Source organism: Oscillospiraceae bacterium (genome assembly GCA_025758045.1).
Classification (GTDB): Bacteria; Bacillota; Clostridia; order Oscillospirales; family Ruminococcaceae; genus Gemmiger.
In genome coordinates, this window is the sequence record CP107208.1 from 2,122,611 (window position 1) to 2,138,789 (window position 16,179).

A 16,179-nucleotide genomic window follows, 5' to 3' on the forward strand; every position below is an offset into this window, starting at 1 on the left:
ACCATGATACGTAATGCTGCCCCGGCGGACCACGCTGCCCTATTGGCCCTGTGGCAGGCAAACGCGCCCCGGCAGGGGTATGCGTCCCGCCCGGACGCTGAAGTGGACCGGCTGCTGTTCCGCCACCCGTATTTTTCCTATGAATATACCTTTGTAAGGGCAGAACAGGGGAGAGCGGTCGCCTTTATCTGCGGCTGTGTGGGAAACGACATCCCCCATGGGCGCGAGCGCGGCTGCTTCACCTGCCTTGCGGCAGACCCCGCCTGGGATACGCCCGAAACCACGGTGCAGTTGTTGGATGCGTTGGAAGAAGCTTTCCGTGTCGCGGGAAAAACCACCAGCGCCGTGACCTTCTTCAACCCCATGCACCTGCCCTGGGTCATTCCCGGCTCGCCGGGGCATGAACACAACAACATGCCCGGCATTGCCACCGACTTGCCCCTGCGTGAAAGAATGCTGGCCCACGGTTACACCGAAACCACCCAGGAAACTGCGATGTACCGAACTTTGACGGACTATGCGATTCCGCCGGAGATCCGCGCACTGGAACACCGCACAGCCGCCGAAGGCTGCACCCTCGCCCTGTATGACCCCAACCGCCACCACGGGCTGGACGCCATGCTGCAAGCGCTGGATAACCCGGACTGGACGGTCCGGGTCACAGCCGCCGCCCGCGACGGCCTCTGCCTGCCGGTGGCTTTGGCAGGGAACACGGTGGCCGGTTTCGCAGGCCCGGTTTACCCGGAGCCTACCGGCCGGGGCTTCTTTGCGGGCATCGGCATTGCGCCGCAGTACCAGCACCGCCACCTGGGCAAGCTGCTTTTCTTTCGCCTATGTGCGGAGGAAAAGCGCGCCGGGGCAGTCTATATGTCGCTGTTCACCGGCGTGGCCAACCCGGCACGCCGCATCTATGAAAGCGCTGGTTTCACCTCGGTGCGCACCTTTGGCGTACTGCTAAAAACGCTATGATGTACACAAACAAACAGCTTTTACAGCTGACGCTCCCGCTTTTTGCGGAGCAATTCCTCATCGTCTTTGTCGGTGTGGCCGATACCTTTATGGTGTCCTACGCGGGCGAGGCCGCCGTCTCCGGCGTGGCGCTGGTGGATACCATCAGCTTCCTGATCACTGCCGTGCTGGGTGCTTTGTGCACCGGCGGCGCGGTGGTGGCCAGCCAGTACCTCGGCAGCGGCGACCGGCAAAAGGTCGCGCTGACAGGCCGCTTATTGCTGGGTGGTGCCCTGCTCATCGGACTTGTTATCTTAGCAGGTGTTGAGTTGCTGGGTGCCCCGGCCCTGCGGCTGATCTTCGGCAATGTGGAGGCAGACGTCATGCAAAGTGCCCGCGACTACTTCCGCATCGTGGGGTTCAGCTACCCGTTTTTGGCGGTGTACAGCGCTATTACCGCGCTCTACCGCAGCCAGGGCAACAGCATGATCTCGATGGTCTCCAGCCTGGTCGTCAACCTCATCAATGTGGCAGGTAACTTCTGGTTCATCCGCATTATGGGGCTGGGTGCAGGCGGTGCAGCGCTGGCAACGGCGCTCTCCCGCGGGGTGGTGTGTTTGCTGCTCTGCGCGCTGGTGGCCCACAGCGGCATGCTGCACGACCCCGGCACCGTAACGCTGGCGGATTGCCGCAGCCTGACCGGCAAGATGCTGCGTATCGGTGTGCCCACAGGCGTCGAAAGCTCGCTGTTCAGTTTGGGCAAGCTGCTGGTCCAGCAGCTCTACGCCTCGCTGGGCACAGTGGCGCTGGCGGCCAATGCCGCCGCAGGGGCGCTCTCCTGTATTGCCACGCTGCCGGGCGGTGCTATCAGTCTGGCCATGCTGCCCGTCATCGGGCAGGCCATCGGCGCGGGCAAGCCTGACGAAGCCCGCCGCTTGGGCCGCAAGCTGCTGGCCATTGCCTACGTGCTGATGCTGGGCACCAACCTTCTCGTTTACATCTTCCTGCCGCAGCTTTCGGGCCTGTATGGCCTGACCGCCGAGACCACCGCCGTGGTCCACGACCTGCTGCTGTGGCACTGCATTTTTGCCTCGCTGTTCTACCCGGCCGGGTTCTGCATCCCTGCGGCGCTGCGCGCTGCCGGAGATGTGCGCTACCCCATGGTCATCAGCGTGGCGTCGATGCTGGTCTTTCGCGTCGGGCTAAGCTTCGTCTTTGTGCGGGGCTTCGGCCTGGGTGTGGTCAGCATCTGGATGGCGATCTTCGTGGATTGGGGCTTTAGGGCCGTGCTGTTCGGCCTGCGCTTCCACTCCAATATCTGGCAAAAGAAAAAACTACTATAGGGCAACATCACACAATTCCCGCCCTTCGGGCTTAAGCACCGCTCCGGCGGCTGCGGCACGCCATCTGCGTTGCAAAAATGCTCGAGAATACACAAAGTATTCTCTGCGCTTTTTGCTTAGCAGCTGGCGCACCTCGCTCGCCGTATCGGCACTTAGAATTGTGTTTTGCCGCCCGAAAATACTACTGCAAAAGAAATCAAGGGGGACCGTTATGGTTGAACTCAAACGAATCCCGACCGAGCAACGCAACGAAGCTACGGCCCATATCGACCGCATGTCCACGTTGGAGATGGTACGGCTGATCAATCAGGAGGATCACAAGGTGGCCGACGCTGTCGGCCGCGAGGCACAGCACATCGCTCGGGCCGTGGACATCATCACCGGCCATATGAAGCAGGGCGGACGGCTCATCTACGTGGGCGCCGGCACCTCCGGCCGGTTGGGAATCCTCGATGCTGTCGAGTGCCCGCCCACCTACTCCACCGAGCCGGAGCTGGTGCAGGGCCTCATCGCAGGCGGCACCCCGGCCATCTTCCGTGCCGTCGAAGGGGCCGAGGATGACCCCAATCTGGGCCGCAAGGATCTGGAAGAGATCCACTACACCAAACAGGATGTGCTGGTGGGCATCGCCGCCAGCGGCCGCACGCCCTATGTCATCGGCGCTATGGAGTACGCCAAGTCCCTGGGCGGTGTGACCATCGGTGTGACCTGCTGCCCCGGCAGCGAGATCGACACTCTGGCCGAGGTGGGCATCGCACCGATGCCCGGCCCCGAGGTCGTGACCGGCTCCACCCGCATGAAAAGCGGCACAGCCCAGAAAATGGTGCTGAACATGCTCTCCACCTGCACGATGATCCGCCTGGGCAAGGTGTACGGCAACCTGATGGTAGACGTCAAGCCCTCCAACGAGAAGCTGATCCGCCGCTGCGTGTCCATCGTCTGCGCGGCTGCCGAGTGCGACGAAGCCGCCGCTACCGCTGCGCTGGAGCAGTGCGGCTATCATCCCAAGATCGCCATCGTCATGCTGCTGTGCGGCTGCACCGCCGAGGAAGCCGAAAAACGCCTGACGGAAAAAGACGGCTATATCGCCCGGGTGGTGGGCTGATGCCCGCCCTGCGCTGCGGTGCGGACAGGCTGGGAGAGTATAAACATCTGTTTAAAGATGCCCGCGTGGGTCTGGTCACTACGCCCACGGGCCGCACAAGTGACGGCCGCTCCACCATTGCCGCCTTGCAGCAGGCCGCTGACCTGCGTGTCCTGCTTGGCCCCGAACATGGTGTGCGGGGCGACGGCGCGGCAGGGGCGTTCATCCCCCAGTATACCGACGCCGCCACAGGCCTGCCGGTGTTCAGCCTCTATGGCAAAGACTCCAAGCGGCTGACCCCCGCCATGCTGGAAACTTTTGATGTGTTGGTGTATGATATACAGGATGTAGGCAGCCGGTACTACACCTTCCTCTCCACGCTGGCCTACCTCATCGAGGATTGCGCCGGGTCGGGCAAGCGGCTGGTGGTGCTGGACCGCCCCGACCCGCTGGGCGGAGAGATCATCGAGGGTACAACTTTGCGCCCCGGTATGGAGAACTTTGTGGGCTGCTATCCGCTCCCCACTCGCTACGCCCTGACCATCGGCGAGTTTGCCCAAATGGTCAACGCCGAGCAGCACTTTGGCTGCGACCTTACCGTCGTACCCTGCACCGGCTGGCAGCGCGGCCAAAGCGCCCTGGCCTGGGGCACGCCGTGGATTATGCCCAGCCCCAACATCCCCAACTACGAAACGGCTCTGCTCTACGTAGGCACCTGCCTGTTTGAGGGCACCAATGTCTCCGAGGGCCGCGGCACCGCCGCTCCCTTCGCCGTCATCGGTGCGCCCTATATCCATGATGCCGAGGCGCTGGCGGCGGCTTTTAACGCCCGCGGCCTGCCAGGTATCTGCGCTACGCCGTACTATTTTACCCCGACGTTCTCCAAACATCAGGGCCAATTGTGCGGCGGTGTGCACCTGCACGTGCTGGATGCCGATGCCGTGCGCCCGCTTTCGGCAGGCCTGACCCTGCTGGAACTCATCCGGGATACCTGCCCCAATGACTTCGCCCTGCTGCCCCCGTATACCGAGGGCGGCCGCCCCTTTATCAGCCTGCTGGCAGGCCATCGGGAACTGGAACGTCCGGACTGGACGGCGGCGGAGCTTATCAAAGCCCAGGCCCCGGACGAAGCCGCCTTTGCCGCCCGCAAAGCGGCCTACCACCTGTATTAACGAGGTGCTTTTATGCGTACATTGCAAGAAATGACCCTGCAGGAAAAACTGGGCCAGCGATTGGCCGCGGGCTTTCAGGGATTAGAGCCGCCGGAAGAATTTCTGCGGCTTATCAAAGAATATAAGGTCGGCAACATCATCCTTTTCCGCCGCAATATCCAGGATGGCCCCCAGCTGAAAAAGCTCTGCGCCACCCTGCGCAAAGTGGTGGAGGAAGAAACCGGCGTGACGCCCTTTATCACCATCGACCAGGAGGGCGGCGTTGTCACCCGCCTGCCGGAGAGTGAGGTCAACATCCCCGGCGCCATGGCGGTAGCCGCCACCGGCAACCCCCGCAACGCCTACGATATGGGCCTGCTGACCGCCCAGGAACTGCGCAGCTGCGGCGTGGATTTCAATCTGGCCCCGGTCATGGACATCAACTGCAACCCGGACAACCCGGTCATCGGCGTGCGCAGCTACGGCGATACGCCGGAGCGTGTGGCCGAATACGGCAGCCAGATGGTCCGCGGCCTGCTGGACGGCGGCGTCTACTGCTCGCTCAAGCATTTCCCCGGCCATGGCGATACGGCGGTGGACTCCCACCTTGGCCTGCCCTGCATCGACCGCAGCTTTGACGAGCTGATGCAGCGGGAACTGAAACCGTTTATTGCGGGCATCGAAGCCGGTGCACCCGCCGTGATGACCACCCACATCCTCTTTCCGCAGATCGAGCCGGAGCACATCCCCGCTACCATGTCCCGCCGCATCATGACGGGCCTCCTGCGGGAAAAGCTGGGCTTTGGCGGCATCATCATTTCCGACTGCATGGAGATGGACGCCATCAAAAAGTTCTACGGTACGGTCAACGGCGTGCTGGCTGCCATGAAAGCCGGTGTCGACCTGGTGTTCGTCTCCCAGACACCCGCCCTGGCCGCCGAAGCAATGCAAAATGCCCGCCGTGCCGCCGAAAACGGCGAGCTGGACCTGGCCGAACTGGACGTCAGCGTGCAGCGCATGCTGGAGGCCAAGGCCCAGTGCGCTGCCATGCAGCCCAAAACGCTGGGCGATGAAGCCGCTTGCCGCGCCCGCGCCGAGGAAGTGCGCGCCGCGTCCATCACCGCCGTACACCTGCCCCAGGGCGGCATGCCTGCCCTGGGTGACAACCCCTTGTTCCTGGGCTGCGCCGACTACCGCAGCACCATTGCCTCCAACGGCGAATCCAGCGGCTTCACTTTTCCCGAAGAAATGCGCCGCCACGCGGACAAAGGCACCGCGCTGGTTACCGACAAAGACCCCGGCGACGCTGAAATTGCCGAGGTCGTATCCCAGGCTGCGGCTCACAGCTGCATCGTGCTGGGCACCTACAACGGTCACATCCTGCAAGGCCAGCTGCGCCTGGCTAAGGCTCTGGCCGCCACCGGCCTGCCGATGATCTTAGTTGCGCTGCGCAACCCCTACGATTTGCGCAACATGCCCGACCATGTGGCCGCGTTGGCCGGGTGGGAGTACACCCGCCCGCTGTTTGACGCCCTGTGGCCGGTGCTGAACGGCACCGCTCGGCCCACGGGCAAACTGCCGCTGCTTACCCTGACAAAGGCGGCGGAATAATGGCACACCTGCAAATTGAGCAGCGGCTCGAAACACTGGGCGGGCAAAGCATCTTCCACGTCGTCCTGCCCGAGGCCGGCGACCTGCACGAAGCCCCGGTCATCTATCTGCTCCACGGGGCAGGGGACAACGGCACAGGCTGGCTGCGCTACACCGCCGCCGAGCGCTACGCCACCGAGAAGGGCTTGGTCCTCATCATCCCCGGCGTAGGCAACAGCTGGTACACGGATATGGCCAGCGGTGTACAGGCGTTTACCTGCGTCACGCAGGAATTGCCCGCCGTCTGCCGCCGTATGTTTGGCCTGACGCAGCAGCGTGAAAAAACGCATGTCATCGGCCTTTCCATGGGTGGTTATGCGGCGCTGAAACTAGCGCTGACCAATCCGTATAGTTATACGACCTGTACTGCACTTTCTGCTGCGGTCCGCCCGGAGCAGGTAGTCAAAAGCTCCGATTGGCCCTTGCCGCCTGTCGCTGCCCGCGCGGTGTTCGGCCCCGGCATTGACCACGGCGAACTGCCGCCCCAGGCCGACCTGTGGCAGCTGGCCGCCAGTGCCGACCCTGCCGCCCTGCCTGCCATCCGCATGGTCTGCGGCGAACAGGACGCCCTGCTGCCCGCCAACCGGGAATTCCACGCGCTGCTGCAAAGCAAAGGCATCGCCCACACGTTTGAAACAGCCCCCGGTGCCCACACCTGGCCGTTTTGGGATGCCCAGCTCAAACGCGTCCTTGACCAGATCTTCCCATAACAAAAGGCTCCCCGCAAGGGGAGCCTGAATAGGTTGCGCACTTTTTTGCCCCCTCTGGCACTTCGTGTCACCTCCCTCGTATCGGGGGAGTCTCTCTCGCAGAGGGAGCCTTTCAGAGTTACCGATGATCCACCCTGTGCGACATACAAATCTGGTAGCTGCTCTCCAGCGTGCCCTGTATCGCCGCGTAATCCTGGCTGGCCAGCACGGTGAACAGCGCATCCACCACCATCAGCTGCGCCAGCCGGCTGCTCATCGCGCCGCTGCGCACATACACTTCTTTCGACGATGTGTACAGCAGCAGCTTGCACCCCGCACTCAGCGGGGACTTGCTGTAATGGGTAATGCCAATGGTATGGCACCCGCTGGCCTGCACGGCCTCCAATGCCTGCAAGATCTCCTGCGTCTTGCCGGTGTTGGAAATAAACACCGCTGTATCGTCCTTTGTCAGCGTAGCACTGTAGCTTAGCTGCACATGGCTGTTAAAGTTGAAAATGGCGTTTTTGCCAATGCGCAGCAGCTTGTCGCACAGGTCCGAGGCCACCAGCCCAGAGGCCCCCATGCCAAACAGCTTGATGGATTTGGATTGCAGCAGCCAATCTGAGGCCGTCTGGTAGGCGGCGGGGTCCATCAGCTTGGAGGTCCGCTGCAGCGCCTGCAAACTGGCCGCCGTCACGTTCTGCAAAATTTCCTGGGCGCTTTTGCCCTCTCGCAGGTCAGAAAAATGTACGGTCGGGTCCACTTCCACCTGGGGCTCAGCGCTGTATTGCAGGTAGAGCTGCTGGCGCATGTCCTTCAACCCGGTGTAGCCGATCTCCTTGCACAGCCGCACCCAGGCCGCCGAGCTTACGCCGGATTGCCGCGCCAACTCGGCAATGGGGATGCTGTACAGCTCCCGCGTGTGGGCCAGCAGATAATCGGCCGCCTTCTGGCAGGTGGGGCTCAGTGCGCTGTAGCTGCTGCGCACCCGTACTTCTACATTAGTCATGCAGGTTCTCTCCTTCTTATGCCTTTACAGGCTCAGCTTGCCCATCACAACAGGGTGGGCCGCGCCGGTGGCGCTGGGGGCGTTGTTGCAGCGGCCGTGCAGCATCTCGTTGGCCAAAATCGCAAAGGCAACGGCCTCCTTGGCGTCGCTGTCCAGGCCCAGGGCCTCGTTGGTCACCACTTCGCAGCCGGGCAGGCCCGCCTGCAGCAGTTCCATCAATACAGGGTTGTGGCTTCCGCCGCCGCCCACGATCAACCGCTCCGGCTTCTGCGGGCAGTGGTGCTCCACCGCCAGGCAGATGCTCTCGGCGGTAAAGGCCGTGGCCGTGGCGATCTTATCGTACCCGGTCAGCCCCAACTCCTCGCCCTTGCGCCACAGCGCATCCACAAAGGCGGCGCTGTAATGCTCACGGCCGGTAGTCTTGGGCGGGGCCAGCCGCAGGTAATCGTCGCTGTCCACTAAATACCGCAGCAGTTCGGCACTGACCTGTCCCTGCCGTGCCAGCTTGCCGCCGTCGTCGTAGCGCAGCGCGCCGTTCGTTACCCGCGCGGCCAGTGCATCAATGACCATGTTGCCCGGGCCGGTGTCAAAAGCCAGCGTGTCCGCCAGCGCACCGCCCGCAGGCAGCACGGTAATGTTGCCAATGCCGCCAATGTTTTGCAGCGCCACGGTGCGGTGCTCCTCGCGGTATAAAAGGTACTCGGTGTAGGGGACAAGGGGCGCACCCAGCCCGCCGGCGGCCATGTCCCGCACGCGGAAGTCACTCACCACCGGGCAGCCCAGCCGCTCGGCGATCAGGCTTGGCTCGCCAATTTGCAGCGTGGCCCGCACCTTGCGGCCCAGGTAGTCTGCGCCCGCAGGCTCGTGCCAGATGGTCTGCCCATGGCTGCCCACAAAGTCCACGTCGCCGGGCTGGATACCCGCCGCGCGGCAGGCTTCCAGGCAGGCATCGGCGGACAGGCCACCCAGGTAAAAGTTCAGCAGGCAGATCTCCCGGCTGTCCAGCGGTGCACCGCCCGCCACCTGCAAAATTTTTTGCCGCGCCTCATCGCTGAACGGCAGCGTGATGAACCCCAGCTGCCGCACCCTGGTATCGGTGCCGCAGCCGCGCAGCTCCACCACGGCGGCGTCAATGCCGTCGGCGCTGGTGCCGCTCATCAGCCCAATGGCGATACAGGCATCCTTTTGCAAAAAAGAAAGTTCCATCGTAGGACCTCCTGAAATAATAAAACATCCGTTTAAAATAAAGTTTCAACCTGATTCTATTATGTTCGTTTTAGGGCACTTTGTCAAGAGAAAATTTGCGTATAAACGTAATAACTGAACAATAAAGGAGCAAATGTATGCAAACACAGTATTACGCCGGGTGGGACGGCGGCGGCACCAAGACCCTTTGCCGCGTTTTGTATCAGGATGGCACCGCGCCGCAGCCCTTTACCGCCGGTGCGCTCAACCCCAATGGCACCGTGGCGGGTCAGTGCGAGGCCACCGTGGCCGACCTGCTGCGCAATATGGCCGCGCTGCCGGGCGGGCTGGACGCCTGCCGCATGCTGTGCATCGGCGCGGCGGGCATCAGCAACCCGGCCACCCGGGTCCACCTGCAAAATGCCCTGCAGGCAGGCGGCTACCACGGCCCGGTCACCTTCACCGGCGACCAGCAGACCGCCCTGTACGGGGCCCTCGGCGGGCCGGGCGGCATCGTGCTCATCGCGGGCACCGGCTCCATCTGCTACGGCCAAAGCACCGATGGCCGCGAAGCCCGCAGCGGCGGCTGGGGCAGCCTGATGGACGACGAGGGCGGCGGCTTCGCCCTGGGCCGGGACGCCCTGGCGGCGGTCGTTCGTGCCGAGGATGGCCGCATTGCCCCCACCGTGCTGCACGATGCAGTGTTCAAGGCGCTGCAGGTCGGCACCGTCCGGGAACTGATCGGCAAGATCTACGCACCGGGTTTCGGCAAGCGGGAGGTGGCCGCACTGGCCCCGCTGGTGGGGGCCGCCGCCGAACAGGGCGACGCCGCCGCCCTGCAAATTGTGGAAAAGGCAGGCCGCGAGCTGGCCCTGCTGGTGCGCCCGGTGGCCGAAAAGCTGGGGCTGCAATCGGCGCGTATCGCTTTTGCGGGCAGCGTGCTGCAAAAGTGCGCCCCGGTGCGCAGCGCCGCCCAAGCGCAGCTGCAAACCCTGCTGCCGCAGCTCACCCTGGCCGAGCCGCAGGGCGACGCCGCTGCCGGTGCCGTGTTGCTGGCACGTTGCAAGGCAGAAGAATAAAAGTGTATAGACCCGGCTGAGAGGAGTGTATTAGGCACTCCTCTATTTTTTTGTCCAAGTTTTGCGCTATGTTTGGCTATGTAACAGGCCGGACTTGCGCAATTTGTTTGCGCAAATTGATTGCACAAAACGCCAAAAAACGACAAAAAATGTGGAAGAAAGCCGTGAAAAAGAAAAAATACGCAAAGAATGACGCAAAAATGTGTTGAGCAAATTTACCAAATTCCACATTGTAGACTTTTACACAATGACGAAAAATAAGGTGCAACGCCCATAAATCACCCATAGATATTGAAATTTGAAGCAAAAAGTGTTATAACATTATTAGAAATCCTTATAAGCGTAACGAATAAAAAGTGAGCGGCGCAGGAAACCCCAAAAAAATTGCTCAAAAACGCAACGGTTGCGCATAATATCCCCTGGGGATATTATTTCACAGGTAGACCTGTGAAATAATGCGTACTGTCAGCAGGCGATGTATTCGGCCGCCGCGGCACGCAAAATCCAGCCAACATTACAGACATACATAGAGCCACCGAAAGGAACAGAAAGGAAGGGAGCAGATGTCTAAGCACAGCACCACCCACCGTACCCTGAGCCGCCGCCTGGCGGCCCTCCTGGCCGCCTTGGCCCTGCTCGCCGCCATGGCCCTGCCCGTTTATGCCGCGGCCCAGAACGAGGACGCCACGAAAATTGCTGAAACAGTTGAAACGGTCAACGAAACCGAAACGACCGACGACGCATCTGTATCCACTGACCCCGACGACGCGACCGACACCACCCTGTCCGCCGATGACACCAACACCACCCCGGCAGGGGAGACCGCCACGGATGATACCCTTGATACCTCGGACGAGGATACTAATAATGATGGCACCGAAGGCGCGAACATCGAGAACACAGGAACCGCCGACGATGCCGTCGCTCAGCCCGACAATGAGGTGGAGGATGAGGTTCGGGTACAGGAAGCAGCGACAAAAGAGGTAACCATTTACTTCTTAGCACCGAGCGGTTTTGACACAACTGCAACAGTAAAGTTTCATGCTCGTATTCAAGGTGAGCAGGACAACGATAATTGGTATACTGCCCAGATGACCGATTCTGGTAAAGCGGACCGGAATGGACGCAAAATTTTCTTTACAACAGTTTATCCAGGGCAGAGCCCTTCCTGCCCGTATAGTGGATATTCAAAGATTGAATTTATTACTTCTACTGCAAATGGTGACAAACTTGCAAGCTACTGGGGGCTTGGACAAAACAGCCTTGAGTGGACAAGCGTATACACGTATGCCGACCAAATTTATGACGCTGATGCGGGTACTTGGACAGCATACACTCCTTTTGACCCCAACAACCATCAAACGTTTGCTGGCAAGACAATGTTCTTCCAAAACCAGAGCGGCACTGACCTTGCAAATGTACAAGCAGTATTTTGCGAAAAAACAAACAACGGTTTGCAACCAGTCGAAACCATCGATTTGAAAGCCATTGCTGTCGGCAAGTGCGTTTCGTTCAAAATCCCTAAAAAAGATTGCACTTACATCCGCTTCATTGTAGATGGAAAAGAAACATCGCTGTACAATTTCTATGACCAGCAAGATGAAGGGGAAAATAATAGACATTTCCTGTACGACAGCGGCACAGCCTGCTACGTCTATAAGGGAAACGATAATGACAGCAGTTGGACGATTCCACAGGGAACGATAACAGTCTACTTTGACGCAACATTCTCCAGCGCATACACGGAATACAATGGTGCCGCTCTTTCAATCCCTAATGGGGAAAGCAAAGATGTGTATTGCTGCTTCAAAAATGATAGTAAAGGGACAACGTCTAATGCTCAAAAAATGACTTCGCTCGGGAACAACCTCTATTCCGTTGAGGTTCCCGGGGGCTACAGCGAAATCATGTTCTCGGGCGATAAACGAACCAGCCCCGCCAACAGTGGTGCCAGCACGGATTGGGTGCCCATTGATTGGAGCCTGGACAAACCGTGCTATATGGCTGATACAAACGATGCGGTCGTCTATAATAGCGGCGCTTCCCGCGGAGGCTACTGGACAGAAAAAGATGATGTTCGGGATGCCGAAGCCAGAAAAGGCACCACAGTTGTAGACATCGATAACACAACTTCGTTTGTGCGTGACAGCGCGACAAAGTATGTAACCACTACACTTTACGACTATTATACAGATTGGGAACTGAACGGCAACAACCGTGACGCTTATGACAATGGTTTCAGCGTATCCCACCGCAGCTGGGTACCGTTCCGCCAGTTTGACCTTGCATTAAGCGATTATTACAAAACATCAGGAAGTTCTTCCAACGTTACCAATGCGGTGAAATATCCGATTTATACAGGGCACTTCCAACCGGGCGAGTATGGCGGTGATTATAAATTTGTTGATCTCCATAATCAACTGCAAATGAATTTGTTTGGCTTTGATGAAGGCCGCAAATTTATGGTGGATAACAACTCGTCCCTGTGCACGAAGGATAATGAGAAAAATCACGGTAATCTCACCGTTCAGGGTATCGTGGCTGATGATGCAACCAATACCAGCAAAGACGGGCTGCCGGTCATGCGTGGAACGGAGAATTCCAGCAAGCCGCTAGTTGAACCGCATTTTAACACAGAGTTCCTATTGGGGACTAACTCCAAACACACAAAACTTGGCGAAGTCTATAAAAATGTAGCTTTCCCGTTTACCCAAAATGATGTGTTCGGCGACGGAATCAAGTATTGGAGTTTTGACGCAGCCGAAACAACTCTTTACCTGAAGCAGGATAAGGACGATGATTCGTACTTCCTGCAGAGTTCGACCAACAAAAAGGCATCTAAAAACCGCGGAGCAGATTCTACGGAAAAGGGTGAGACCGGTTTCTTCCCGTTCAATGAAACAGTTAAAGACGGTGCATCGGCCAACAATTATAACTATGGTTTTGGTGCACGGCTGCAGTTCGACTTCACCTTGACGGATGATGGCATGGTAGAGGGAAATGAAGGGAAAAAGCCTATCAGGTTCTTCTTCTCAGGCGATGACGATGTTTGGGTGTTCATTGATGGAAAGTTGGCCTTGGATGTTGGCGGCGCACACGCTAAGGCGTCTGGTCTGCTAGAATTCAGCGTAGATGGTTCGTCAGAGTATGCAACCGCCTATGTAAGCGGTGTAAAGGCTGGTGGTACATCAGAGGAAGACGTTAGAACAGGCTCTACACTTCAGGTGAAATATAAGCCGTCTGAAAATGCTAGCGAAATTCCAATTGAGTTCAACTACAAAGGCAAAACAATCAATCTTAAAAAAGGCACCACCCACACCCTTACCATGTACTACATGGAGCGCGGCATGTGGGAGTCCAACATGGCGGTTGCGTTCAACTTCCCGGATTATAACGAGCTGCAGGTGAAAAAGGAAGTCGACGTTAACGGTGTCAACGACCTTTTCAAAAATTGCTTCAAGGATAAAAGGTTCTTCAACTTCACCATCAGGAACCAGGCTACCCATTATGGCACGAATGATGCAAAGGGCGATACAGTAACCACCATCAACCTGTTGGAGCCTACCAAGAGTACCTCTGACAAAAAAGATTTCACTACAACAGTGCCCTCCACAACAGACACGGGTGATGAAAACAGATTCAAAATAGTGAACAGCCCGCCCGCTGATCTGAAGGTCACTGATGGTACAACCCTGTTGAATTGGTTTGCCGAGCTCGAAGACCTGACCCCGTCACCGGGTTCCAACAAGAACAAACGCTACGGTATCCTGAGGCTGGACGGCGACCAGACCATCGACATCTCCGGCATGAGCTACCTCAGCTTTGACGTTTATGTCGACTCGAAGGCGGGCGACGCCGCGCTGAGCAACATGTACCTGGAGCTGCGGGACAGCAAAGGCAAGCAAAAAGGCTGTCTTGGCCAGACGTTCATAGGCGGCAAAGATCTTTACGGCCAGGTCGAAATGCACAACAGACAGTGGATCACCGTCAAGCTGAGCCTGGACGATGTGAAGGCAGAGGAAGGCTTTGACGAGCGCAATGTAAAGGAACTGCGGTTTGGCTGCAACTACCCGCGCAGCATTTATTTGCGCAACATCGTGTTCTCGTCCAAAGCGGTGCCCCAGACAGTTACCGGCTTTACCACCAAGCAGGAGGACATTGCGGATTACGGCTCAGCCCAAGAGGGCAAGCTGATGCCCGCCGTGAATGCGCAGTACACCTCGGATGCCGAGAAAGGCACGATGGTGGTGGATAAAAACGGCGGTTTCGTCCTGAAAACTGGCGAGACGATCAGCTTTAAGGACCAGTTCCGCCGCGGCAGCTACCTGTCCATCAACGAGCAAGTCGACAAAAATCTGTTTGACACGCAATGGACCATCTATGAAGATGGGAAGGCGGTTACATCGACAAAAGAGGGAGACGGCAAGAAGCTAACGCTTGATGGCGATTCTATAAGTCTCAAAGATAAGACTGGCACTGCCCCCGACGATGGCCGTATCGAAGTAAAAAATGCCGAAGGCGACGCCGCGCAAATTGCCCCTAATTATAATGCCTACGACGGCATCAAACCCAGCAAGAAAGACGAAAACGATAATACCATCGTTTTCCGCTCTTACGCGAACCCCGACGCTACGGATGCAGAAGGCGAGACCCAGTTGAAGGTCGTGTTTGTCAACACGGTCAAAACCGGCAGCCTGACCATCAACAAGGTGCAGGACGGAAAAGGCGATAGCTTAGATGGCAAAACGTACAAGTTTATGGTCCGCTTCACCAACGTTGGCGGCCATGCGCTGGAAGACGAGGCCATTGTAGAACCGTATGAGGTGACAGTTGGCAAGCCGTGTGTCATTAACAATATCCCCGTTGGCACACGCTTCACCATTGAGGAAGTAACGCCTACGGATGGTTCCAAGCTGACGAACGTATCGGTCACCGGTGGTGGCAGCGGCACCATGGTCTTGAACAATCAAACCGTGCGCGGTTCTATCGTTGCAGGCGACGAGAATAAGGCCGTAGCGACCTTCACCAACACCAAGCAGGAAACGCTGGATATTACCGGCACAAAGATTTGGAAGAATGCTGACAACAGCCTAATGACGGAGCATCCGGCCACGATTTATGTGCAGCTGCAGCGCCGCTGTGTTGGCGAGACATCGGAATTGTCCTGGACACCTGTTACATACCTGAACGAGACTTACACAAGGGTTGAGCAAAAATATGAAGGTATGAAATTCAGCTTCCTGGGCCTGCCTGCTAAGGATTACGACGGCGGAAACCAGACGCCCTACGAGTACCGTGTAGTCGAAGGTTCCGTTGACAATAAGGGAGTTTTCCAAGCGGTTGATGATGAGAAAACCATCACGATTGGCGAGAAGGTTTACAGCGTCACTTATAAGTATACGGCCTCGAAACCCGATGATTCAAGTAACAACAATGCAAAGCAGACCGTGACCATCACCAACACGCAGCAAGACCCGAAGTTTACGTTGGATGTTACCAAGAAGTCGGCCGAGAACGATGGCGAGAACGACAAGCAGAAGCTGCTGGAAGGTGTTGAGTTCACGCTGGAAAAGCTGGATGAGAACGGCCAGGTGGATACAAGCTTTGAAACAAAAACCGGCATTACCGACGGACAAGGTGTACTGAAGCTGAAAAATTCTGGTGGAAGCACATCCGATAAAGCTTTTGCCGACTTGGAGGCCGGTACCTACCGCCTGACCGAGACAAAGACAGCGGAGGGCTACAACCTGCTGTCGGCGCCGATTGTTATTACCTTTACAAAAGATGGTCAGTGCCGGATTGGGAATGATGCCCTCATGCAAGCCAAAAACGACACAATCTTTACAGGCGATGCCGTAAACGGCTACAAGTTGGCCTTGACCGTCTTGAACAGAAAGACACCTGCGCTGCCGCATACGGGTGCGGATGCGCCTAGCTTGTGGCTGCTGATCGGGCTGCCGCTGGCAGTGGCGGGGTTGTTGATACTGGTATTCCGTTACAACAAGAAAGGGGGACGGACGCGTTAATTGTTCCCCAATACA

10 protein-coding genes are annotated in these 16,179 nt (G+C 58.1%); 8 read left to right on the forward strand and 2 right to left on the reverse strand.

Annotated features, from left to right (window positions below; genetic code table 11):
• Positions 1 to 3: 3 nt before the first annotated feature.
• From OGM81_09980 to OGM81_10005, 6 genes are all read left to right on the forward strand, one after another.
• Positions 4 to 969 carry a GNAT family N-acetyltransferase gene (locus OGM81_09980; GenBank protein ID UYJ42668.1) on the forward strand — a complete coding sequence of 322 codons (966 nt, stop codon included), beginning with the start codon at positions 4 to 6 and terminating at the stop codon, positions 967 to 969.
• Positions 966 to 2,291 carry an MATE family efflux transporter gene (locus tag OGM81_09985; GenBank protein UYJ42669.1) on the forward strand — a complete coding sequence of 442 codons (1,326 nt, stop codon included), beginning with the start codon at positions 966 to 968 and terminating at the stop codon, positions 2,289 to 2,291. The genes OGM81_09980 and OGM81_09985 overlap by 4 nt, the downstream gene beginning before the upstream one ends.
• A 211-nt stretch (positions 2,292 to 2,502) precedes the next feature.
• Positions 2,503 to 3,396, forward strand: coding sequence for an N-acetylmuramic acid 6-phosphate etherase (murQ, locus tag OGM81_09990; protein UYJ42670.1), 894 nt, complete (start codon positions 2,503 to 2,505; stop codon positions 3,394 to 3,396).
• A complete protein-coding gene (locus OGM81_09995; GenBank protein UYJ42671.1) occupies positions 3,396 to 4,547 on the forward strand; it encodes a DUF1343 domain-containing protein in 1,152 nt (383 codons plus the stop codon). Before murQ ends, OGM81_09995 begins: the two co-directional genes overlap by 1 nt.
• Before the next feature lie 12 nt (positions 4,548 to 4,559).
• Positions 4,560 to 6,137, forward strand: a complete 1,578-nt coding sequence (nagZ, locus tag OGM81_10000; protein UYJ42672.1) for a beta-N-acetylhexosaminidase — start codon at positions 4,560 to 4,562, stop codon at positions 6,135 to 6,137.
• Positions 6,137 to 6,886, forward strand: coding sequence for an esterase family protein (locus OGM81_10005; GenBank protein UYJ42673.1), 750 nt, complete (start codon positions 6,137 to 6,139; stop codon positions 6,884 to 6,886). The genes nagZ and OGM81_10005 overlap by 1 nt, the downstream gene beginning before the upstream one ends.
• 118 nt (positions 6,887 to 7,004) lie before the next feature.
• Here the strand turns inward: OGM81_10005 and OGM81_10010 are convergent, their stop codons facing one another.
• Positions 7,005 to 7,874 carry a MurR/RpiR family transcriptional regulator gene (locus tag OGM81_10010; protein ID UYJ42674.1) on the reverse strand — a complete coding sequence of 290 codons (870 nt, stop codon included), beginning with the start codon at positions 7,872 to 7,874 and terminating at the stop codon, positions 7,005 to 7,007.
• A gap of 24 nt (positions 7,875 to 7,898) precedes the next feature.
• On the reverse strand, positions 7,899 to 9,080 hold the full coding sequence (locus OGM81_10015) for an anhydro-N-acetylmuramic acid kinase (protein UYJ42675.1): 1,182 nt from the start codon (positions 9,078 to 9,080) through the stop codon (positions 7,899 to 7,901).
• 137 nt (positions 9,081 to 9,217) lie between these two features.
• Between OGM81_10015 and OGM81_10020 the strand changes: the two genes are divergently transcribed.
• Together OGM81_10020 and OGM81_10025 are read left to right on the forward strand one after the other, a co-directional pair.
• The gene (locus OGM81_10020; protein ID UYJ42676.1) at positions 9,218 to 10,138 is read left to right on the forward strand and encodes an ATPase; all 921 of its coding nucleotides are present in this window, start codon (positions 9,218 to 9,220) and stop codon (positions 10,136 to 10,138) included.
• A 563-nt stretch (positions 10,139 to 10,701) separates the two neighbouring features.
• Positions 10,702 to 16,164 carry a SpaA isopeptide-forming pilin-related protein gene (locus OGM81_10025; GenBank protein ID UYJ42677.1) on the forward strand — a complete coding sequence of 1,821 codons (5,463 nt, stop codon included), beginning with the start codon at positions 10,702 to 10,704 and terminating at the stop codon, positions 16,162 to 16,164.
• Positions 16,165 to 16,179: the final 15 nt, after the last annotated feature.

Coding starts and splice junctions, on each gene's coding strand:
- OGM81_09980 (UYJ42668.1), top strand. CDS start 4: ATGATACGTAATGCTGCCCCGGCGGACCACGCTGCCCTATTGGCCCTG.
- OGM81_09985 (UYJ42669.1), top strand. CDS start 966: ATGATGTACACAAACAAACAGCTTTTACAGCTGACGCTCCCGCTTTTT.
- murQ (UYJ42670.1), top strand. CDS start 2,503: ATGGTTGAACTCAAACGAATCCCGACCGAGCAACGCAACGAAGCTACG.
- OGM81_09995 (UYJ42671.1), top strand. CDS start 3,396: ATGCCCGCCCTGCGCTGCGGTGCGGACAGGCTGGGAGAGTATAAACAT.
- nagZ (UYJ42672.1), top strand. CDS start 4,560: ATGCGTACATTGCAAGAAATGACCCTGCAGGAAAAACTGGGCCAGCGA.
- OGM81_10005 (UYJ42673.1), top strand. CDS start 6,137: ATGGCACACCTGCAAATTGAGCAGCGGCTCGAAACACTGGGCGGGCAA.
- OGM81_10010 (UYJ42674.1), bottom strand. CDS start 7,874: ATGACTAATGTAGAAGTACGGGTGCGCAGCAGCTACAGCGCACTGAGC.
- OGM81_10015 (UYJ42675.1), bottom strand. CDS start 9,080: ATGGAACTTTCTTTTTTGCAAAAGGATGCCTGTATCGCCATTGGGCTG.
- OGM81_10020 (UYJ42676.1), top strand. CDS start 9,218: ATGCAAACACAGTATTACGCCGGGTGGGACGGCGGCGGCACCAAGACC.
- OGM81_10025 (UYJ42677.1), top strand. CDS start 10,702: ATGTCTAAGCACAGCACCACCCACCGTACCCTGAGCCGCCGCCTGGCG.